The sequence below is a fragment of the Treponema pedis genome (genome assembly GCF_017161325.1).
GTDB lineage: Bacteria > Spirochaetota > Spirochaetia > Treponematales > Treponemataceae > Treponema_B > Treponema_B pedis.
In genome coordinates this window covers 728,890-750,477 of record NZ_CP045670.1, presented here as the reverse complement: position 1 = coordinate 750,477, position 21,588 = coordinate 728,890, and the positions used below count along the sequence as shown (strand labels likewise).

Annotated in this window: 17 protein-coding genes, 2 pseudogenes and 1 CRISPR repeat array; of the genes and pseudogenes, 15 read left to right on the top strand and 4 right to left on the bottom strand. The window is 33.6% G+C overall.

Annotated elements, in window-relative coordinates; genetic code table 11:
* Window positions 1-3 precede the first annotated feature (3 nt).
* The 3 genes from cas1 (at window position 4) to DYQ05_RS03265 (ending at window position 5,985) form a co-directional block, all read left to right on the top strand.
* Complete coding sequence (cas1, locus tag DYQ05_RS03275) at window positions 4-891, top strand: type II CRISPR-associated endonuclease Cas1 (RefSeq protein ID WP_020964485.1); 888 nt, start codon at window positions 4-6, stop codon at window positions 889-891.
* A 2-nt stretch (window positions 892-893) separates the two neighbouring features.
* Entirely contained in the window at window positions 894-1,232 is a 339-nt protein-coding gene (cas2, locus tag DYQ05_RS03270; RefSeq protein ID WP_024470477.1) for a CRISPR-associated endonuclease Cas2, read from the top strand.
* Between the two features lie 98 nt (window positions 1,233-1,330).
* Window positions 1,331-5,000: direct repeats of the CRISPR family, unit length 36 nt; unit sequence ATTATATCACTTTTTAAAAAGAAATCAAATCACAAC.
* Between the two features lie 457 nt (window positions 5,001-5,457).
* Window positions 5,458-5,985, top strand: coding sequence for a GNAT family N-acetyltransferase (locus DYQ05_RS03265; RefSeq protein WP_024468013.1), 528 nt, complete (start codon window positions 5,458-5,460; stop codon window positions 5,983-5,985).
* A 217-nt stretch (window positions 5,986-6,202) separates the two neighbouring features.
* Here the strand turns inward: DYQ05_RS03265 and DYQ05_RS03260 are convergent, their stop codons facing one another.
* Complete coding sequence (locus tag DYQ05_RS03260; protein ID WP_206183825.1) at window positions 6,203-6,478, bottom strand: hypothetical protein; 276 nt, start codon at window positions 6,476-6,478, stop codon at window positions 6,203-6,205.
* 82 nt (window positions 6,479-6,560) lie between these two features.
* The gene (locus DYQ05_RS03255) at window positions 6,561-6,860 is read right to left on the bottom strand and encodes a hypothetical protein (RefSeq protein WP_206183824.1); all 300 of its coding nucleotides are present in this window, start codon (window positions 6,858-6,860) and stop codon (window positions 6,561-6,563) included.
* Between the two features lie 231 nt (window positions 6,861-7,091).
* Between DYQ05_RS03255 and DYQ05_RS03250 the strand changes: the two genes are divergently transcribed.
* The 10 genes from DYQ05_RS03250 (at window position 7,092) to pheS (ending at window position 16,818) form a co-directional block, all read left to right on the top strand.
* Window positions 7,092-8,027 carry a helix-turn-helix transcriptional regulator gene (locus DYQ05_RS03250; RefSeq protein ID WP_206183823.1) on the top strand — a complete coding sequence of 312 codons (936 nt, stop codon included), beginning with the start codon at window positions 7,092-7,094 and terminating at the stop codon, window positions 8,025-8,027.
* Window positions 8,028-8,054: 27 nt separating this feature from the next.
* Window positions 8,055-8,705: an ABC transporter permease gene (locus DYQ05_RS03245; RefSeq protein ID WP_252723495.1), complete on the top strand. Its 651-nt coding sequence runs from the start codon at window positions 8,055-8,057 to the stop codon at window positions 8,703-8,705.
* 16 nt (window positions 8,706-8,721) lie between these two features.
* The gene (locus DYQ05_RS14715) at window positions 8,722-8,844 is read left to right on the top strand and encodes a hypothetical protein (RefSeq protein WP_252723494.1); all 123 of its coding nucleotides are present in this window, start codon (window positions 8,722-8,724) and stop codon (window positions 8,842-8,844) included.
* A complete protein-coding gene (locus DYQ05_RS03240; RefSeq protein ID WP_206183822.1) occupies window positions 8,825-9,847 on the top strand; it encodes an ABC transporter ATP-binding protein in 1,023 nt (340 codons plus the stop codon). Before DYQ05_RS14715 ends, DYQ05_RS03240 begins: the two co-directional genes overlap by 20 nt.
* 40 nt (window positions 9,848-9,887) lie before the next feature.
* On the top strand, window positions 9,888-10,673 hold the full coding sequence (locus tag DYQ05_RS03235; RefSeq protein ID WP_206183821.1) for an ABC transporter permease: 786 nt from the start codon (window positions 9,888-9,890) through the stop codon (window positions 10,671-10,673).
* 347 nt (window positions 10,674-11,020) lie between these two features.
* Window positions 11,021-11,755 carry a DUF5058 family protein gene (locus DYQ05_RS03230; protein WP_020964472.1) on the top strand — a complete coding sequence of 245 codons (735 nt, stop codon included), beginning with the start codon at window positions 11,021-11,023 and terminating at the stop codon, window positions 11,753-11,755.
* Window positions 11,756-11,771: 16 nt separating this feature from the next.
* Window positions 11,772-12,431, top strand: coding sequence for a hypothetical protein (locus tag DYQ05_RS03225; RefSeq protein ID WP_024465941.1), 660 nt, complete (start codon window positions 11,772-11,774; stop codon window positions 12,429-12,431).
* 18 nt (window positions 12,432-12,449) lie between these two features.
* A complete protein-coding gene (locus DYQ05_RS03220; protein WP_020964470.1) occupies window positions 12,450-13,622 on the top strand; it encodes a M20 metallopeptidase family protein in 1,173 nt (390 codons plus the stop codon).
* Between the two features lie 141 nt (window positions 13,623-13,763).
* Window positions 13,764-15,092 carry an IdeS/Mac family cysteine endopeptidase gene (locus DYQ05_RS03215; protein ID WP_206183820.1) on the top strand — a complete coding sequence of 443 codons (1,329 nt, stop codon included), beginning with the start codon at window positions 13,764-13,766 and terminating at the stop codon, window positions 15,090-15,092.
* A gap of 178 nt (window positions 15,093-15,270) precedes the next feature.
* On the top strand, window positions 15,271-16,818 hold the full coding sequence (gene pheS / locus DYQ05_RS03210; RefSeq protein WP_206183819.1) for a phenylalanine--tRNA ligase subunit alpha: 1,548 nt from the start codon (window positions 15,271-15,273) through the stop codon (window positions 16,816-16,818).
* Between the two features lie 93 nt (window positions 16,819-16,911).
* Here the strand turns inward: pheS and DYQ05_RS13605 are convergent.
* Both DYQ05_RS13605 and DYQ05_RS03200 read right to left on the bottom strand, forming a co-directional pair.
* A pseudogene (locus DYQ05_RS13605) lies at window positions 16,912-17,118 on the bottom strand (PD-(D/E)XK nuclease domain-containing protein); the annotation flags it as partial.
* Window positions 17,112-19,424, bottom strand: a complete 2,313-nt coding sequence (locus DYQ05_RS03200) for an MFS transporter (RefSeq protein ID WP_029409486.1) — start codon at window positions 19,422-19,424, stop codon at window positions 17,112-17,114. The pseudogene DYQ05_RS13605 and the gene DYQ05_RS03200, both read right to left, overlap by 7 nt.
* 235 nt (window positions 19,425-19,659) lie before the next feature.
* Between DYQ05_RS03200 and DYQ05_RS03195 the strand changes: the two genes are divergently transcribed.
* Together DYQ05_RS03195 and DYQ05_RS03190 are read left to right on the top strand one after the other, a co-directional pair.
* Window positions 19,660-21,153: a hypothetical protein gene (locus DYQ05_RS03195; protein WP_206183818.1), complete on the top strand. Its 1,494-nt coding sequence runs from the start codon at window positions 19,660-19,662 to the stop codon at window positions 21,151-21,153.
* 34 nt (window positions 21,154-21,187) lie between these two features.
* A pseudogene (locus DYQ05_RS03190) lies at window positions 21,188-21,586 on the top strand (ParB N-terminal domain-containing protein); the annotation flags it as partial.
* Between the last annotated feature and the right edge of the window lie 2 nt (window positions 21,587-21,588).

Genomic DNA, 21,588 nt, shown 5'->3' with positions numbered 1-21,588 from the left:
AGTGTGATTAAACGAACATTATTTTTTTCAAATGCTGTTTGTTTAACGGTAAAAAACAAACAGCTTATTATTTTGAATAAACATACTCAAGAAGAAGCGTCCGTTCCGATAGAGGATATCGGTTTTGTAGTTATTGAAAATAATCAATCGTATATTTCAATCCCTGTTATCAATGAGCTTACAAAGAACAATGCCAGCGTTATTTTTTGTGATGAAAAACATATGCCCCTGTCGATGAGCTTATTGTTGGACGGTAATTCGGTTCAAAATCAAATATTTGCAGCTCAAATCAATGCTTCTCTTCCGGTAAAAAAGAATTGCTGGAAAATAATCGTCTGTCAAAAGATAAAAAATCAGGCGGCTCTCTTAAAAAAATACGGACACCGCAATGAAATGCTGGTTTATCTTGCAAGTGAGGTAAAAACCGATGACCACACAAACCGTGAAGGAATTGCCGCTAAAAAATATTGGGACTCTCTATTCGGCAGCGATTGGTTGAGGGCCCGGTATGGAGCTTTTCCGAATAATTTATTAAACTACGGTTATGCAATTTTAAGAGCCGCAACCGCACGGGCATTGGTCGGTTCAGGACTGTTGCCTACTTTAGGAATACATCATCACAATAAATATAATGCTTATGCCTTAGCGGACGATATTATGGAGCCGTATAGACCGTATGTAGATGATTGCGTTTGTCAGTTTATAAAAGAAAATCCTGATGAAAAAGACGTCAATCAGGAATTTAAGAAAATGGCTTTAACTGTATTAACCTGTGACTGTAAGCTCGGTAAATGTACAAGACCTTTATTGATAAGTCTTACTTATACGGCTAGTTCCTTTGCTCAAATACTTACGGGGAAAACGGAAAAACTACAGTTGCCGGAATTCTAACTATGGAGCATATAAGATTTAATGCGTATAAGATTATGTGGATTATCTGCCTGTTTGATTTACCGACAAATACCAAAGAGCAACGTCATAGAGCTTCAAAATTCCGTCAGCAGCTCATAGAAGACGGGTTTTCTATGATGCAATTCAGTGTATACTACCGGCACTGCGGAAGTGCGGAGGCCTGCGCTGTGCATGTAAAGTATATTAAAAAGCATATTCCGCGTGAAGGAAAGGTAAGTATTCTCCGTTTTACCGACAAACAGTTCGGTGAAATAGAATCATTTATCGGAAAAACCCCTGAAAAAAAGAAAAAAACACCCTCCCAACTTGAATTTTTTTAAAAAAACAGACTTTTTGAAAAAATTCATCATCAAAAAGCCTGTTTTTTTGTGTTAAAAAGCGAGTAAATGTATATTAGGTATAGGTTTACACCATTCACATTATATCACTTTTTAAAAAGAAATCAAATCACAAAGCCCTGCGGGGCGAGTTGAGGGGATAAACATTATATCACTTTTTAAAAAGAAATCAAATCACAACGAAGCACCGCGCATTATTCGTCACTCTTACATTATATCACTTTTTAAAAAGAAATCAAATCACAACTGATACTCAAATACCTAAACTTGGTAAGAGATTATATCACTTTTTAAAAAGAAATCAAATCACAACCAGAATTGCCTAAAGGTGAAATGATGAGCAATTATATCACTTTTTAAAAAGAAATCAAATCACAACTTGCTCCCGCAGCTTGCTGCATTGCATCTAATTATATCACTTTTTAAAAAGAAATCAAATCACAACTGTGTCGGTAGTCATCATTTTTATAAAACTAATTATATCACTTTTTAAAAAGAAATCAAATCACAACCCGTAATAGCCGCCTCTATTTTTACGGCTAATTATATCACTTTTTAAAAAGAAATCAAATCACAACACTATATCGTGTGGTATTTCAGCAAGATGTATTATATCACTTTTTAAAAAGAAATCAAATCACAACTGTGGCACAGCAGAAATGAATCTGACTAGTATTATATCACTTTTTAAAAAGAAATCAAATCACAACTACTGTTATATCTGATGGATACGGAGTAGATTATATCACTTTTTAAAAAGAAATCAAATCACAACCGACTTCGGAAGTGTCATTAGGCAAGACCAAATTATATCACTTTTTAAAAAGAAATCAAATCACAACAAAAGGCTGACCCTAATGTTCAGGAATACTATTATATCACTTTTTAAAAAGAAATCAAATCACAACATAACCAATTGCTTGCTCAGAACTTGCAACATTATATCACTTTTTAAAAAGAAATCAAATCACAACTAAATAATAGCATATATCGTGTATGCTAATATTATATCACTTTTTAAAAAGAAATCAAATCACAACTATGCAAGAGTGCATAATCCTGAAGATGGAAATTATATCACTTTTTAAAAAGAAATCAAATCACAACGCCAATCAAACCCTCAAAATAAAAGAAAAAATTATATCACTTTTTAAAAAGAAATCAAATCACAACTGGCTTACCGGCTATATCAGTACCACCTCAATTATATCACTTTTTAAAAAGAAATCAAATCACAACTATCACGGCTATAGTTCAAGCAGCGCCACAATTATATCACTTTTTAAAAAGAAATCAAATCACAACAGTTTACGATGATGACAAAAAAAAGCAACATTATATCACTTTTTAAAAAGAAATCAAATCACAACGTAACTATTACGGCTGATAAAGCTGAGAAAATTATATCACTTTTTAAAAAGAAATCAAATCACAACTTATATATAGGCGGTATTAACTTAATGTGCATTATATCACTTTTTAAAAAGAAATCAAATCACAACTATGCAAGAGTGCATAATCCTGAAGATGGAAATTATATCACTTTTTAAAAAGAAATCAAATCACAACGCCAATCAAACCCTCAAAATAAAAGAAAAAATTATATCACTTTTTAAAAAGAAATCAAATCACAACTGGCTTACCGGCTATATCAGTACCACCTCAATTATATCACTTTTTAAAAAGAAATCAAATCACAACAGTGTATCGTTTTATGCGATAAAAATCAAGATTATATCACTTTTTAAAAAGAAATCAAATCACAACTTAATTTTGATACGATATTTTGGCGGCGTTATTATATCACTTTTTAAAAAGAAATCAAATCACAACTATGAGTAATCTAATCGGATTCTTACCGCTATTATATCACTTTTTAAAAAGAAATCAAATCACAACAGGTAATCCGTAATATTCACGGATTGCCGTATTATATCACTTTTTAAAAAGAAATCAAATCACAACTAGCTCCTAAGTATACAAGAGTTTTGTTTAATTATATCACTTTTTAAAAAGAAATCAAATCACAACTTTCATCGGTGCGTCTTCCCGTGTTCCACGATTATATCACTTTTTAAAAAGAAATCAAATCACAACCCCAAATCATTTACAAGCCGCCTTGAAAATATTATATCACTTTTTAAAAAGAAATCAAATCACAACCAGTTTGTTTAATTTTTATTTTCTGCGTTAATTATATCACTTTTTAAAAAGAAATCAAATCACAACATTTCCGAAGCCGAATTTATTCCGGCATTTATTATATCACTTTTTAAAAAGAAATCAAATCACAACACACTATTGCTTTATCAAATTTCATTATTTATTATATCACTTTTTAAAAAGAAATCAAATCACAACCACTGTATTTGTATCCGTAAGTCTTGTATTATTATATCACTTTTTAAAAAGAAATCAAATCACAACGGCTTCGCTCCGTCATAGTTTACTTTTTTGATTATATCACTTTTTAAAAAGAAATCAAATCACAACGTTAGCCCGTCCAATTTTAAAAACACTCCGATTATATCACTTTTTAAAAAGAAATCAAATCACAACCAAGATAGCACCGGGAAAATGGAAGCTGAAATTATATCACTTTTTAAAAAGAAATCAAATCACAACCATTAAAGCGCCGAAAGCAATGATAAATCGATTATATCACTTTTTAAAAAGAAATCAAATCACAACTGCAGTTTGCGGCTATGCAAACTTATTGAAAATTATATCACTTTTTAAAAAGAAATCAAATCACAACATTGTGCAACGCTTTCAATTGCCCGCTTGAATTATATCACTTTTTAAAAAGAAATCAAATCACAACTCAGCTTGACCAGTTAGCAGTCGAACTTCAATTATATCACTTTTTAAAAAGAAATCAAATCACAACCCGAGTCTCGGATTGTATATTTATTTTAGGTTATTATATCACTTTTTAAAAAGAAATCAAATCACAACTATTGATTGTTAACTAAGATATGTGTAAAGATTATATCACTTTTTAAAAAGAAATCAAATCACAACCCGTAATTGATGATAAATACTGAAAGTATTATTATATCACTTTTTAAAAAGAAATCAAATCACAACAGCTCCTCATCTTTGAAGCTGTCATCAATCATTATATCACTTTTTAAAAAGAAATCAAATCACAACAGTATTTGATACCGTTTGTTGCGATACATTATTATATCACTTTTTAAAAAGAAATCAAATCACAACCCTTACGTCAAATGATTACACAGTCTATGCATTATATCACTTTTTAAAAAGAAATCAAATCACAACGTAAAACGTACTTACCGCATTACTTTTCTTATTATATCACTTTTTAAAAAGAAATCAAATCACAACCTCGCCGGGGTGATTATTTATTTTAAATTCATTATATCACTTTTTAAAAAGAAATCAAATCACAACTGGCGGGTAGCTTTTGAACTTCAAAAAGACATTATATCACTTTTTAAAAAGAAATCAAATCACAACAGCACCGTTCGGCACTTTGAAAAATTATTGATTATATCACTTTTTAAAAAGAAATCAAATCACAACATCGGCTACTGTTATCCATTCAGGAAATTTATTATATCACTTTTTAAAAAGAAATCAAATCACAACAATATCTACAATATGCACTCGGGAACTACTATTATATCACTTTTTAAAAAGAAATCAAATCACAACCGATTGGATTGCTGAATCTTATGCTTAATGATTATATCACTTTTTAAAAAGAAATCAAATCACAATAACATATACACTAAACCAATTTCAAGGTGAACTTGGAAAGTTTGTGTCTCCTGGGATAGGAGCATAAGATGAAAGAAAGCAGGCTGTAGATGCAATTTTTCCTGTTGATCCGAAAGAGTAATACATTTTATTTCCGCAAAATAATTTTTTTAACTGATGAAAAAGCGCTTACTGATATTATAGCCGTAATTTATCCATTTCTATAAACAAATCGAAATTTAGCAATATGAGTATTGCATTTTGGTTTTGCTGCTCGATATGTAGGCGGATTAAAAGTTTTGTTTGCTCTTAGAGTAAATAATGCATCGGAATTCCCGTGCATTATTTAGTTTCCGAAATGTTTTCAGGAATATGCCGGATTTTTAATGTGTTTAATGAAAGTCCAATCGAAAGGTATAGGTACTCGTATATTGCTTTTTATCTGAAAGTAGACTAAAATAGTGAATATGGTATCAATATGAATAAAAGATTTTCAACATTAAGATTGGATATAAAAGATATGACCTTTTTCGATTGCGATTATGCTGCAAAAGAATGGGGAGATAAAGAAGCCGGAAAATATTTGGCTGATATGCCGTATAAAAACGGTGATGAGTTGAGAGAAATATTACGGGAAGAATTATCCTGCCCTGAAAGTTGGAAAGATGATTTTTATTTTTCCGTATTTAAAAAAGATACGAATATTATTATCGGAACAGCCTGTGTTTTTACGGAAAAAAATAAAGGAAAAGATATTTGGGGAATTGGATATACAATTGCAAAGACCGAGTGGAAAAAAGGCTATGCAACGGAACTGATTTCCGGTTTAATTGATTTTATAAAACTGCAAGGCGGCAAAATCGTTACTTCTCTGGTTGCAAAAGATAATATAGGTTCTCTCAAAGCTTGCTATAAAAACGGTATGAAAAAATTTTTTAAGACCTGTTTTAAAAAGAAATGCACTTCGATTGAATATGAGGCTTATGAGTTAAGAAAAAATATTTAAAACTATTTATATTATAAATTATGCCGGCAAATTTCTAAACAATCGGATATTGAAGTTGCATCTTTTAGTATGGCGGAGCAAAATATTTTCTCTCCGCCAAACATAGTCCGCTTTTAATATTGTCCGTCCTCATTGTAAAAAAAGCATCTAGTGATGAAAATAAATTCTCTCCTGTTTTGTCTCTTTCGGCTGAGTGAAAAAATTCATATAGTTGTTTTTACCGTAAAACAAAAGAAGCTGTTTCAATCTTTTGTCCGCATTTAATTAAATTTGCGTTATGCTTATTCAATTGACTTATAAGTTCTGTACTATTCATATTGGGTTTAAAATGAAACACTATGGAAATTTTCTTTGCGTTTTTTTCAAAACTTATAAATAAGGGTTTTAAATAATGAATATCGGGATTAAAACGAATTCCGAGCTCTTCGGTTATTTCATTTTTTATACAGGAAAAATAATCAAGCGAATTTTCCTTGACATATCTTTCGTCCAACCCTCCTCCTATAAACTGAAGCCTTCCAGTATCGAAACTAAACTCTCCCGTTTTTTCAAAAGCAATAAGATTGTCGGTTGTTTCAATCAGTGCGGATACATAAAAAAATACGAGGGTATAGTTTGTCCGGTAAAAGACCAGTTTCTGCGGCTATAAAATGAGCATAATCGCTTTTAATAAAATCAAGATATATTTTATTTTTGTAATTTGAAATTTTATTAAGACAAATCACCGTTCCGTTAAAAAGATTCTTGTTTTTAGCTGCAGCTTTTTCCCAGTTTTCGTAAATAACGGCTTTATATGTTTCCGGAATTTTAAAAAGATTATTTGAATAACTAAATTCAAATTTATTACTGAAATTATATATGTTTGACCGTTTCAAAGAATTCCTCTTTTTTGTAAAAATTATATAATAATAAACCGGTTTTGTCTATGCGTTTTATTTAAATTTTAAAACGGATTTGTACGGTAAGACTATAAAAACTCCGCATTAAAAAATATAAAAACAAGTGCGGAAAATTATAGTCTCTTTTTTTTATTGAACTGTATTTTCGGTAATTTTAAATTTGAATATGCTATTGATGAAATTATAAATTTTAGATAAAGTAAAAAAATGAAAATAGAGCGTATTCTCGAAATAATTATATACTTAATGAATCGTGATAGTGTTTCTGCGCGCAGTTTGGCGGAGCATTTTAAAGTATCGGTCAGGACCATTCAACGTGATATGATAAGCATATCTTCTGCGGGGATTCCCGTTTATTCTTTAAACGGGAAACGAGGCGGGTATTCAATTTTGCCTTCTTATAAAATAAAAAATATAAATATTAAAGAAAACGAACAGGAGATAATTATTAATGCATTAAAAAGTCTTGCAACTTCTTATTCAAACGATACCCTTAATTCTTTAATTGAAAAATATAATGCCATCATCGAAAGAAAAGGCGGACAAAAAATATTCTGGGATTTTAGTGTTGCAAAAGAAAATCGTAAAGTTCAAGAAATGAATGTCTTGTTGGAAAAAGCCGTCTCGGTTAAAAGTTTTGTCGGGTTTGACTACAAAAATACGGAAGGAATTAAATCTTCTCCTTGTGTAGAACCTTTGGCAATTCACTATAAATGGTATGCTTGGTATTTGTTTGCATATTCCAAAACCGATAAAGAATATAAAACATTTAAAATTGCGCGAATGCAAAATCTTCGTATGCTTAATAGAATATCAAAGATAAATCACGGCAATATAGAGGAGCGTATGAAAGAAGCCGAACTGGCTTATTATAAAACTTGTATCCGTATAGAAGTTCGGTTTTTAAAAGAAGAACTTAACTTAATGGAAGAATATTTTCCGGATTGTCCTATTGAAGAGCTTTCTTGCGGTATATTTAAAATCACTATCAATGTTCCTGCAAGAGAACGCTTGTGGAAAGCCCTGTTGCTGAGTTTCGGCTCTCGTGTAAAAGTTATCGGTCCTGAAAGCTATAAATCGGAGTTGATAAAAACCGCTCAAAATTTTTTATCTAATTACGACATACAGGTGTCGCACATATAATATATATTAAGCTTATAGGAAAATATAATGAAAAAATATTTTTCAGTTATAAAAGCTTATATACGCGGCTCTGCAATGAATCAAATGGAATATACTTTTGATTTTATTTTAGGCGGAACATTTGAGCTTGTATGGACTTTAATGTATATTGTTTTTATAAGTGTAGTGTTCATACATACAAAGACGATAAACGGTTGGAATAAATATCAAATGTTAATGCTCACATTTCAAGGCGGCTTAATGGATTCCGTTTTTACATTTTGCATAGTTCCGGGGTTAAAACGTTTACCCGAAATGATTAGCACGGGAAGCCTTGATTTTATTTTATTGAAGCCTATAAATAAGCGTTTTAATATTTCATTTAATGAATTCGATTTTCCTCAAATTAAAAATATAGCAATAAATATTGCAGGGCTTATATATTGTATATATAAACTTAATTTACCTTTAAGTTTTAATGTGCTGACGGTTTACTTATTGCTTTCGATAAACGGATTTTTACTTATTTATTCAATTATGTTTATCTTAATGTGTTCGGCATTTTGGTTTACGCGTATGGACATTGTAATGGGTATCGGCTCCGAGCTTATTACAATCGGAAATAAGCCTATGTCTATTTATCCTAAGATAATACAAAAAAATTCTTATTTACATTTTACCTCTAACGGTTTGTTTTAATTTTCCCGTTTTATTTATGGTAAAAAACTTAAATGGATATTATATTTTTTATTCTTTTTTTTCGACATCAATAACATTTTATATATCGAATTTAATTTTTAAAGAAGGTTTAAAAAAATATGCAAGCTCAGGAAGTTAGTAGTTCTGTAATTACCGCAAAAAATATTTGCAAGGTGTATACATATTATAAAAAAGAAACGGGTTTAAAAGGAAGTATAAAAAATTTATTTTATCGGGAAAAACTTTTTAAAAAAGCGGTTAATAATCTTTCATTTGAAATTTCTAAAGGAGAAATAACCGGACTTATAGGTTTAAACGGTGCAGGAAAAACTACAACACTTAAAATGCTTTCGGGATTGATAATGCCTACACGGGGAGAAATAAAAGTTTTGGGCTATTCTCCGTTCGACAAAAATAAAGAATATCTTTGCAAGATTTCTATGGTAATGGGAAATAAAAGTCAGTTGTGGTGGGATTTACCTGCTGCGGATTCTTTTGAATTGAATAAAACTATTTACGGATTGGACGATATTGAATATAAAGAGCGGCTTAATTTAATGACGGAAATGTTGGACGTTAAAAACCAAATAAATGTTCAAGTAAGAAGATTGTCTTTAGGAGAGCGTATGAAAATGGAACTTATCGCCTCTCTTATTCATAAACCTGAAGTTGTTTTTCTTGATGAACCTACAATAGGACTTGATGTTATTACTCAATATAAGATACGTGAATTTTTAAAAGAATATTGCTTAAAATATAAGGCCGCTATTATTTTAACCAGTCATAATTTTAATGATATAATATCTCTTTGTAACTCTTTAATTTTAATAAACAACGGTGAAAAAATATACTCCGATTCTTTTGAGAATTTTAAAAAAGAGTTTTTAATGCAAAAATATTTTATTTTAAAATTAAAAAATCCTAATGCGGAAGAATTGATAAAACGTTTTAAATTAAAAGAAGCGTTTAATGCCGAATTCGTAAAAAACGATTCTATTAAAATATCCGTCAGCGGCGACAAGGGAATGAATATATTAAAAAGTATTACTTTAAATTTTATTGATGAATTAAACGATGTGAGTATTGAAAGTGTAAGTATGGACGAAGTTATTAGAAAAATATATCAAGAAGGAGGTGTTTAAAATTTTTTATATGTTTAAAAAAAATAAAAGGAACTGCGGTATGTATTATAAAATTTTTAAAACCGGTCTTGCAAGTCAATTGGAATACCGTATAAATTTTATAACATCATTTTTGTTTTCTCTTATCCCTTTTGCTGCAAATGCGTTATTATGGATTGCTGCCGCACATCAAAATAAAAGAATGACGGTAAATATAAACGGTATTATAAGTTATTATTTTGTCATTCTAATTGTAAGCAATATAACTTCAACTTCTTCCGTTGCTGAAATTTCGGAAGATATTAGACTGGGCGGTTTAAATAAACATCTTTTAACACCGTATAATTACGCTTTATACAAACTGGTGTTGGAATTGCCTAAGCGTTTTATATTTATAGTAATGAATTTTATTCCGCTTATGTTAATATATATTTTTTTGAATAAGTATATTGAATTAAAATTATCCGCAGTGAAAATATTATGTTTTATTTTATTGTCAATATCCGGATATTTAATAAATTTTCTATTCGATTTTTTTATAAGTTTATGCGGTTTTTATTTTTCTAAAGTTGCATCTTTGTATAACTCAATAAGAGTTATTAAAAATATATTTTCAGGTGCCGTATTTCCTTTAATGTTGCTTCCCGATTCGGTTTTTAAGTTTTTGACAATTCTTCCGTTTGCATATATAAATTATTTTCCTGCCGATGTATTATTAAATGAAGTATTTTTAAATGTGATAACAGGCCGTGCGATAAAAGCGTTTATGTGGATTTTAGTATTAACTCTTATTTGTATGCTTTTGTGGAAAAAAGGATTGTGTAAATATTCCGCTTACGGCGGATAAAAAGTTTTTAGTATTCTGCTTGCAATAAGTTTCAGCTTGTGCTGCGGTATAAAATACAGGCAAGTGCGGATTTTATTTTATTAAGTGAAATAAAAATTCCCTTACCACGGTCAATCCGTCTTAAAAAACCTTAGTAATGCCTGTCTGCCCGGCTTTAAGGCTCCCTTTTATTATGGAAAAGCGTCTGCGCCGTCCTATTTATACGATAATCTTTACGGAATTGCAAAAATACCTGCTTAAAATTTTAATTATTCTGTTTTTCTTAAAGACAAAGACGATAAATTATGTTAAACTGACGATAACGGTAACCGTTAATTTGTTTAAAATAAAATTTAGGAGAAAATCGTATGAGCGATTATTTAAACATTGCAAATTCGCAAATGTTATGGCTTTCATGTATGCCTTTGTTGGCAGCGGTGTTGTTTCAAGCCGTAATTTTCGGTAAAAAGGCAAAAGATTCCGCCGAAATAGTAGGATTAAGCAATAGCGAAGTAAAAAAAGCCTTTAGGATAGGTATGACCGCTTCTATAGGCCCGGCTTTAGGAGTTTTTATCGTAATGTTGGGCTTAATGTCCGTTATAGGAGCTCCTCTTGCATGGATGCGTCTTTCTATTATAGGAGCGGCTTCTACGGAGCTTGCCGCAGCCCAAATGGCGGCTCAAGCACAAGGCATTGATTTGTCAAATCCTTCCTACAGCCTGATAAATTTTGCAAATGCTACATGGGTTATGGCTTTAAACGGAAGCGCTTGGCTTTTTATGTCAGGTTTATTTGCAGATAAAATGGATAAATTGACAAATAAAATATCGGGCGGAGATTCGGCAAAAATTGCAATTTTAATGATAGGAGCAATGTGCGGAGCATTCGGCTTTTTATTCAGTAACGAAATTACAAAAGCTTTAAAAGTTGTAGAAAAGAAAAACTATCCTGCAATTGCAGCTGCAATATCGGCAGCCGTTTTTATGATAGCATTTGAAAAGCTGGGAAATAAATTCCCCAAATTAAAAGAATATAATTTAGGTATAGTAATGGTATTGGCTATGATAACCGCAATGATAGTTAAAGATTTTATTTTAAAATAAGAGGAACAATTAAATGATGAATAATGAATTATACGACAAGTCTTTTACAAAGCCCATTATAAAATACGGACGGTTTATAAACCTTCTTGCAATTTTTCTTTGTTTTCTTCCGTCCATTGTAGTATGGATTATATACGGCGTAAAACCTCCTGCACACGATATATTTACAGGCTGGGGTTTGATAGCTTCAATATACGCAATATATTCCGTAGTCGAACCTGTAAGCTATTTCCCCATATTGGGATTACCCGGAACGTATATGGCCTTTTTATCGGGTAATATCGGAAATATCCGGGTTCCTGTTTCCGCAATAACTCAGGAAGCGGTAGGCGTAGAACCGGGAACAAAAAAAGCCGAAATAGTATCCACACTCGGGATAGCGGGCTCCATCGTTACTAATTTAATAATAGTAACTATTGCAGCTGTAGGCGGGCAAGCTTTAATGAGCATATTTCCTCCGAAAGTTCTTGAAGCCTTTGCATACGTTTCACCTGCAATTTTCGGAGCAATATTCGGTATGTTTGCGGTAAAAAACATTAAATACGGAATGTTCGCATTGGCGGCGGCAATGTTGCTGCTGAATATCGGTAAAATCCCCGTGTATATTATGATTCCCGTATGCGTATTCGGCACGGTCATATTCGGATTTTTAACTCATAATAAAAATAAAGCATAAATACTTAAGGAGAAAGATATGAATATAGTAGAAAAAGCAAAAGAAATCGAAAAAGATGTTATTGCTTGGAGAAGAAAACTTCATGAAAACCCCGAAATAGGATTTGAACTTACCGATACCATTGATTTTGTCTGTAAAAAACTGGACGAATTCGGAATAGAATATGACAGAAATGCCGCTAAAAGTGCTGTCATAGGATATATCCGCGGTGCGGAAAAAGGAGAAGTTATTGCTTTACGGGCGGATATGGACGCTCTTCCCGTATGCGAAAACACAGGTCTTGAATTTGCTTCTAAAAATTCTTTTATGCATGCTTGCGGTCATGACGCTCATACCGCAATCTTATTGGGTGCGGCAAAGCTTTTAAACGACTTAAAAGATAATTTTAAAGGAACGGTTAAACTTATATTTCAGCCGGCAGAAGAACTCGGCACGGGTTCCGTAGATATATGCGAAAAAGGTATTTTAGATGATGTAAAAGAAATTATAGGGTTACATGTAGGCTGCGTAAGCGGAGAAGCCGCCGCCGGAGAATTTCTATTTGCACAAGGCTCTATGATGTCCTGTATGGATAAATTTTCCATTACCGTTAAGGGTATCGGAGCTCACGGCGCATATCCGTCCCTTTCCGTAGACCCTATTGTAATAGGCTCGCATATTGTTGTTGCAATACAGGAAATACTTGGACGGGAAATTAATCCTACCGAACCCGCCGTAATAACCGTAGGACAGTTTCATTCGGGGTCGGCCTTTAACATAATTCCTCCCGAAGCCTACCTTGAGGGTACCGTTCGTGCGGTAACCGATGAAACCCGGTTTTTAATAGAAAAAAGGCTAGGTGAAATTGCTTCAGGTATTGCAAAATCCTTTAGAGGAGATATAGTTTTTAAATATTTTAGACAGCCGCCTCCTCTTATAAACAATCCTGAGGTTACGGAAAAGGCGATGAAAGCCGCTGCGGAATTATTCCCGAACGATGTAAAATTAATGAAAAAACCGGTTATGGGCGGTGAAGATTTTGCATGGTACTTAAAAAAAGTTCCCGGTACATTTGTTTTTTTATCGACACCTATGGAAATAGACGGTAAGGTTTGGGCTCACCACAACCCGAAATTCGCCCTCGATGAATCCCAATTTTACAAAGGTTGTGCATTGTTCGTAAATTATATAATGCAGGAATTGGGAAAATAAAACAAAACCTGTTGACTATATTAACAAAAAATGATATATTGGAGATAATCATAATCCTATATTGTAAAAAGTGCACCGGATTTGTTTGAATTACATTTTCAAACAAGATAATTTTTATTAACATAACAATACTGAGGAAGTATGAAGACTAAAAAACCAATGATTATACTGCAAGTTTTTGCAGTAATTATAGCAACTGTAACTACAGGCTGTAATTTACAGGGGATTAAACTGAATGACGATACCCGTTCGGCTAAGCAAAACGAGGTTGAAGCTCCGCAAAATACCCCTGTTACAGTAAAACAAAATAATTCTGCAGAAAATACACGCACTGCAGCAACGGTAGAAGAAGAAGTAAAAAATATTCTTCCTAAAGAGATTAGCATCGAAGAAGGAAAACGCTTCTCTCTGGCGGGATACGGAATAAACAATTACGATAACTCGGGTAATAAAATATTCTCCATTTCCGATAATGAAATTCAAACGGAAAAAGGTAAGACCGGCTCATATATGTTCAAGTATAGAATCGGAGGAAACGAGTATGCCTCAAATGTTACCGTTTATAAAACCGAAGTAAATGAGCTTCCTAAGCCGGAGGCTATTAAAACGGCTGTAAATAAAAAACCTTTGAAAACCGTATCGGTACCTTCCAATACGCAGCCTAAAGTAAAACCTTACACAGTAGCTGAAACTTTTTGGGTACACGGCATTACGGCTCCCGCCGACGACGATATAAAAAAAGACGGTTCATACAGAAGCTGGGTAGAATCCGATACCACTACGTGGTTTAATGCTCTTAAAATGGCATATAGCCATGGTGCCGCAGCCTTTACCGATACAGGTTGGAAAAGCGACGCCAGTTTGTGTTATGGAATCGTAGGCTCAAACCTTCTTCACTGGTGGATTCGCCAAAATAAGGATTTACTCGGTAAGCGGAATTTTGATTTTGAAAAGTTTCAATATACTAAAGACGGCAACGGTACAACTTCGAAAATAGCAGACCTTGTCCGAAACGGAACGCTTAACCACGGCGGACGCGGCGGCGAAGTAAGAGAGGTTTTATACTGGTTTTTTGATACTTACTTAAAAGATGTTTTTACAAATAAAAATGAAATTATTTCGGAAAGCTCCGTAACGAATAAAGCCGATTTTGAAAACTTCTTAAATTTAGCTATTGAAAACAAAGAAGCCGTCGCCATTGATTACTTCATTGAAAGGGATAATGGCAGGCATATAGTAAATGTCTGGGGAATTTCAAAGGATTCCGAAGGAAATATTGTAGAAATATGGATAGGGGATTCAAATTTGGGCAATAAAGACGAAGTTATGCGCGGCTCGAAACTAATTCCGTACGGCTTGTATTACGATGGAAGGGGCTATCCGTACCTTGTTAATACGGGAACAAACGGAGTAACACGAAATAGAGTACAAGGAGTAGTACGCTTAAACCTGGGCGCGGATAAACTTTAATACCGATTTATTTTACAAATACAAAAGCCGGTTCTCTGATAAGGGGTGCCGGCTTTTATTTTTAAACCATTTACCAATATGCCGTTATAAACCTCATCTTTTTACTAAATTGAAAATCTTTTAAAAATATGATATACTGAACCTCTTTTAAACGGTCAATAGTAATCGGGAGTTCAAAATGGATATAAAAACTATAGTAAAAAATCTTCACCCCTTGGAAACAAGAGTCTTAAAAAATTTTAAATTAGGTGAAAATCTTGATAACGAAAAACTTGCAAAACAATTGGATTATAAAGAAGGTCATGCAAATCAGGTTTTTTCATGGCTTAAGATGAAAGAACTTGTTCAAGAAACTGCACGCACTACACATACGTTTTTTGAGCTCACTGAAACCGGAGCGGATTTTGCCCGAAACGGCACGCCGGAGCGGCGTATTATTAATTTATTAAAAGAAAAAGGCGGTTTACGCCTTCCGGAAATTGCGGAAATTCTTAAACTTGAAAATAAAGATGTAGGCTCCGCCTTCGGTATTCTTTCAAAAGAAGGGGCCGTAAAGATGGACGCGGAAAAAAAGGCGGAGTTTATTGAAGAGCCTAAGTCCGAGCGCTTTAATTTAATTAACGCCTTATTAAATAAGGGGTTTACGGCGGAAAACCGCACTATTGCCGAGTCGGAGTTAAATGAAGAAGAAATTAAAATCATAAACTCAATTGCAAAAAAACGCGGAGCGGCGGACAGCGCATTTAAAATTACGGAACGCGATTTTGTTGTGTACTCTTTTACAAAAAAGGCTGAGGACGTTCAAAAAGAGTTGGAAGAAGCCGGAATTACAGGTGAAGAAACCGGTCAACTTACAGTGGAAAGCTTAAAAACAGCCTCTTGGAAAAATAAAACTTTTAGAAGTTATAATATAAATCTTCCTCCTGCACGCATAATTTCAGGGAGAACAAATCCGTACTGTGATTTTTTAGAAAGCGTAAAAGATAAACTTGTAGGTTTGGGCTTTGAAGAATTTGACGGACCTCTTGTAGAAACCGATTTTTGGAATTCGGACGCTCTTTTTATGCCTCAATTTCATGCCGCCAGGGATATTCACGACGTATATTATGTGAAAAATCCCGCTTATGCAAAAAAAATAGAAGAACCGTTTTTATCGCGTGTTGCGGAAATTCACGAAACGGGAGGTAATACGGGCAGCCGCGGCTGGAACTATTCTTTTGACAGGGATTTTACACGCCGTCTTTTGCTTAGAAGTCAAGGTACCGTACTTTCGGCTCATCAATTGGCAAAGGCGAAAATTCCGGGAAAATATTTCGGTATCGCCCGCTGTTTTCGCTATGACAAGGTAGATGCGACCCATTTATCCGATTTTTATCAAACCGAAGGGATTGTCCTGGGAAGTGAAGTCAATTTGCGTACGCTTTTAGGTATTCTTAAAATGTTTGCCGTAGAGATTGCAGGCGCTTCGGAAGTTAAATACGTCGGCGGTTATTTTCCGTTTACGGAACCTTCAATTGAAGTTCACATTAAGCATCCGGTTTTAGGCTGGTTTGAATTGGGCGGTTCGGGTATTTTGCGGCCCGAAGTTTCTAGGGCAATGGGTGTTGAGGTTCCCGTTTTAGCTTGGGGAATCGGAATAGACAGAATGGCTCTAATGGCTCTCGGATTAAACGATTTACGCGAGTTATTCAGTTCCGATATTGAAGGTGTAAGATTAAGAAAATAAGAGCAAAGCGGTTTTTGTTAAATTTTTTAATAAAATCCGCTTGATTGTATTATAATTAAAATTTTATCCGAAGAATTTATAACGGGAATTATTTTAATCGGTATTATTAAGCTCTTCCGAAAGCCAATTTTTTACGGTTCTTTTTTCCTCATCGAAGGCCGCTCCTATTATCGAAATTTTTTTACCGCTTCCCGAGTATTTGCCGATATAGTCCTTATCTTTTATCTGTTTTATCGCCTGTTCGGCATTACCGTTCCCGTTCAATTTAAACTCAAAAATATATACCTTGTCTTTTAATTTTCCGCTAATTTCGGATTTTGAAAAATACAGGCAGCCCAATAGCACAGGAAAAATCTGAATGTCTTATTTGTTACCAGCTCTATATCCATTACAACGCTTGCAAGAAGAGCCGTGTTTACTCCCAAAGCGTTATGACCGAAATTTAAAATCCGTTTTATAAACTCGGAGTCGAAATTGGCATCACTTGAAAAATCTGCAAGAAGTTTTCTAAGCTCTATATCCTGGTGTTTTCGTTTTGCAAAGGCTTCATCAAGGACATCGCTTAAAATTGCAGCGGTTGCCTTGGACTCATTTTTAAAACGGTTATAGACATAGTAAAAGCCTTCTTCTATTTTCATAAGCGATGCTAAAACCAAATATGCCTCATCTTCAATATGAGCCGGTAAAGCTTCACGGCGGAGAATATCCAATATCAGCGGTATTGATGTTATGGAATGATAAATCTCCATAGCTCCTATTCCGGAAAGCAGCAAGTTAGGATTTTCCGTATTGGAAATAATTTGTGAAATTTTAAATTGTGAAGCGGTGTCGTTTAATTCGGCAAGGGCGAGCATTGCTTCCCCCGCTAAAAGATAATCGCGGCTTTCAAGAGCCGTTCTTAATAACGGAACGGCTTGATATACTTTAAAATGTGCAAGGATTTTTGCCGCAAGTGCCGCCGTTGTAAATTCACCGTTTTGCAGTTCTTCTAAAAGAGATTCTTTATTTTGAGAAGAAAGTCTATTTAAATTTTTTAATGCCTGTAATGCGGAATACCGTATTGAAAAACGGGGAGAATGCAAATATTGATTTAATTTATCGGCGGCTTCCGTAGAAGCTACTGCCGTAAGCTCCTGTAAAATTTTTTCTTCCGTTTTTAAATTTTCATTTGTATTTAATTTATACAAAAGATTCAGAGCTTTCATATCGCGCGGCGAAAAAATTACCGCTAGGGTTTCTTTTACGTGCCTTCCTCCCAAATTTAAAAGCCGTGATTGAAAAAGCATTCCGAGCCCTATACAAGCAAGGATTATTAAAAAGAAAAACCTATACGATATTAAATTGGAAAATCCGTTTGCCGAAAAAACATCTAAAAGCTGTCCGCCTAAAATAGAGCCCGCCGCACCCGTAATTCCAAGTACGATAAAATAAAGCATACTTAAATCTATTACCGCTTTATTCGGAATAATTCCGAAAAAATATGCTTGGGCTGCATCTATTTGTGCGGTAAATCCCATACTTATAAACATAGAAAATAAAATTAAAAATATAAATGATGCAGTCCATAAACCTTGGGCCGGGGCGATAATTGCCGGGATAATTGCGGCGGCACTTAAAGCCGTAAAAATAATATACATAGGTTTTGCACCCATTCTATCTATCAAAAGCCGCATTAAAAGTCCTACCAAAAGAGAGCCCATAGTTGAAGCAAGCGATAGTATAATGACAAGGTTGTCAGGTACGGAATAAACCGCTTTTCCGTAAACTATAATAAAGGGGCGTGCTAAACTTATTCCGAACTGAATAATAAAAAAAGAAAGTATGTAAATACGGAAATTTTTTTCGCCGAAGGCCTCTTTTATATTTGAAAAAAAACTGCCTGCACCTTCTTCGGTTTTAGAGAATTTTAATTTACGTATTTCTTTTTTACTTTTTCCTTCCGCCTTTGCATTTTGTATCAGTCTTTGCTTTTCTTCAAACTCAGGGTCCGGAAGTTTTAATAAAAGAGCCGAGGCGGCAAACCCCGTTATAATTCCTATAATAGCCGTTATATTATATGTGGAAATTAGATTAATTCCGTGCTGAGATGCTATACGGAGATAGATTGTCAAAAAGATAATTGCAATTAGGGTTGCTCCGTTATTTGTAAGTGAAATTCTTACTATATAAGAATTCCTATCTTTGCCGGGTGATAAAAGCCCTATAACCGGATTGTTTGAAATTATTCCCGCACCGCGAAAGAAATTAAACAGTGCAACTGCAAGGAGCAGCATAAACAAAGAAGCTTCTTTATTTCCGGCAAAATAAAAATAAGGAACGGCCAATATCGGCAGTAAAGAAAAATTACGTAAAAACCAAGTGTAACAAAAGGTTTGAACAATTGTAAAACGCCGGATAATAAGCTTCCCGAGCGGAAGAGAAAAATAACACATATACATAAAAGCCGTTAATAATCCTATAACGGTGCTGCTTGCATTAAGTGCCATCGCATAAAGAGTAATTGTGTTACCCGTAACTAATGCGAATGAAAAGGAGTTGATTCCGTTATAAGCGTCAAAAATTTTTCTTCCCTGCTTAATTCTAAATTTTGAAAGCTGCTCACTCATATTCAAAGTATTGTATATAGTTTTTATGAAAAGCGCAACAGGTTCAACATAATCAAAGATACAAAAAAGATGATAAAGGTTCAAGGACAAGTCGTTACAGGCGTTTTTCGGGATAAAAGGCTTTCTCCTTTCCGTTTTATAACTTTTGTAATGCGTATACCGCGAAACGTGATGAAAGAAGAAGTTGACAACGGGAAGACAAATGCGTATACTGAAATTTATGGAGAGGTAATTTATGAAAACTATAAAATTATTTATTTTAACTGTAATTGCGGCTGTTACAGTTTTGTCCTGCACTAAAAAAGAAGTAAAAAACATAATAAGCATAAAAAGAAATTCTTCGGAAAAAAGTATGAAGGCTTACAAAGAGTTTGCAAATAATTTCTTTTTAGAAGATGTCATTAAAGATAACGGCTATGCATATGGCGAGTTTTTTTTAACCGATTATCAGGCTTCGGGCATATTTGCCGATGCGAGTTCAACTGTAAACTCATTCGTTCAATCCATTATAGATAACAACATAGGAATAAAATACGAGGTTGCAAACGATAAAAATGCAAAGGAGTACAGATACTCTTATAAACTCAAAAATTTTTTTGAGGGAGAAGAAGAAACCGATGTTATAAATATTAAAATAGGCAAAAAGAATATTGAAGCGGCAAGCCCTAAAATTCTTGATAAAACCTTCTTTATTCCGGCAGACAGTTTGGGCAAGGTTATGGCTCTTATTTTTCCTCAAAACTTTTTTTCATATTTGGAAAGCGACTTTTCTTACAATACAATTAGAAATTTACAGTCCATTGAACCCGACCGAGCTTCTCAAAAACGTTATAATAAGGCGATGCAAATTCTTTATAAAAATGCAGTGATTAAAGAAACCGACGGCAACTATTTTATCGAATTTAATAATGACGATATTTTCAAATATTTTCCCGCACTTGTATATGCAGTTAAAAACGATAATCGGCTCAGAACTTCTTGGAATGTTTATGAAAAACTGTATAGTGAAGAATTTAAAAAAGCTGAAGAATTTTATAATACTTCAATAAAAGATAATATTCAAAAACTTAAGATGACCGAAAATCTTATTGTTAAAAACGGTCTTGTTACAAAAGACGAAATAACAATTACTATAGACGGTAATCTTTTTGGAAAAATAGATTATGAAATCGGCGATTATACGAATCCTTTAAACAGTATAAAAAGCGAACTGAATTTTATTGACCCTGAAGGCTCCAAAATCTTAGCTATAAAATTTATGACCGGGGGACACATTACAAATACAAAAGCGGATATTAGCTTCATTTTAGATATGGATTTCAGCAAAGAACAAGCCGATAAAATACCCGGCAGTATGAATATTCAAGGGTATTTTTATGCCGATACCTCGGTTTCTCAAGAAAATTTTAAAACGGGTATGTATATGAGCACTTTAAAAGATACAAGCGGCATAGATGTACATGTTTCAGGTAATGTTGAAAAAACAGATGACGGAATTAATTACAGAATCGATAATATGGTTTTAGGTATTGGAGATTCGGAAGAAAACAGTATTTTACTCGGAACCGATGCAAATTTTAAAATCAGTAAAACGGTGTCTGCAAGTTTTGATATGCCGAAAGATAAAATAAACGTGCTTGACACAAAATCGGAAGAGTGGGAAGAGATAAAAAATGAAGCGTTTAAAAAACTTCAGGAACTTTCTATGCAAATCAGAAAATTGCGATAGGCTTACATAGAACCGTGTAAATACAAATAGGAGGGACGTTATGCAAGTTGAAATAGAAGGTATTAAAATAAAAAAGCGTGCGAGGAAGGAACTTTTAGAAATTCCTGAATTGGCGGAAAGCATAAAGAGGCTTGGACTTTTAACACCTATTACTATAGATGAGCATAACGTTCTGATTGCGGGACAGAGGCGTCTTGAGGCTGCAAAACTTTTAGGGTGGAAAACCATAACGGCAAATGTCGTTTCGGCGGAAAATGAAGCGGCAGCCCTTGAAATGGAAATAGAAGAGAATATTCAAAGACATCAATTTACCGATGAAGAGCTTTTAAATGCCTTTACCCGCTTAAACAGAATACGGCAGCCTAATATTTTTATCAGAATATGGAATGCGATAAAAAACTTTTTTAAACGGCTATTCGGTAAAAAAGAATAGCC

Excerpts from the sequence above, each read along its gene's own strand:
- cas2 (WP_024470477.1), top strand. The coding sequence starts at position 894 with ATGGAGCATATAAGATTTAATGCGTATAAGATTATGTGGATTATCTGC.
- DYQ05_RS03265 (WP_024468013.1), top strand. The coding sequence starts at position 5,458 with ATGAATAAAAGATTTTCAACATTAAGATTGGATATAAAAGATATGACC.
- DYQ05_RS03250 (WP_206183823.1), top strand. The coding sequence starts at position 7,092 with ATGAAAATAGAGCGTATTCTCGAAATAATTATATACTTAATGAATCGT.
- DYQ05_RS03245 (WP_252723495.1), top strand. The coding sequence starts at position 8,055 with ATGAAAAAATATTTTTCAGTTATAAAAGCTTATATACGCGGCTCTGCA.
- DYQ05_RS14715 (WP_252723494.1), top strand. The coding sequence starts at position 8,722 with ATGGTAAAAAACTTAAATGGATATTATATTTTTTATTCTTTTTTTTCG.
- DYQ05_RS03240 (WP_206183822.1), top strand. The coding sequence starts at position 8,825 with ATGCAAGCTCAGGAAGTTAGTAGTTCTGTAATTACCGCAAAAAATATT.
- DYQ05_RS03235 (WP_206183821.1), top strand. The coding sequence starts at position 9,888 with ATGTATTATAAAATTTTTAAAACCGGTCTTGCAAGTCAATTGGAATAC.
- DYQ05_RS03230 (WP_020964472.1), top strand. The coding sequence starts at position 11,021 with ATGAGCGATTATTTAAACATTGCAAATTCGCAAATGTTATGGCTTTCA.
- DYQ05_RS03225 (WP_024465941.1), top strand. The coding sequence starts at position 11,772 with ATGAATAATGAATTATACGACAAGTCTTTTACAAAGCCCATTATAAAA.
- DYQ05_RS03220 (WP_020964470.1), top strand. The coding sequence starts at position 12,450 with ATGAATATAGTAGAAAAAGCAAAAGAAATCGAAAAAGATGTTATTGCT.
- DYQ05_RS03215 (WP_206183820.1), top strand. The coding sequence starts at position 13,764 with ATGAAGACTAAAAAACCAATGATTATACTGCAAGTTTTTGCAGTAATT.
- pheS (WP_206183819.1), top strand. The coding sequence starts at position 15,271 with ATGGATATAAAAACTATAGTAAAAAATCTTCACCCCTTGGAAACAAGA.
- DYQ05_RS03200 (WP_029409486.1), bottom strand. The coding sequence starts at position 19,424 with ATGAGTGAGCAGCTTTCAAAATTTAGAATTAAGCAGGGAAGAAAAATT.
- DYQ05_RS03195 (WP_206183818.1), top strand. The coding sequence starts at position 19,660 with ATGAAAACTATAAAATTATTTATTTTAACTGTAATTGCGGCTGTTACA.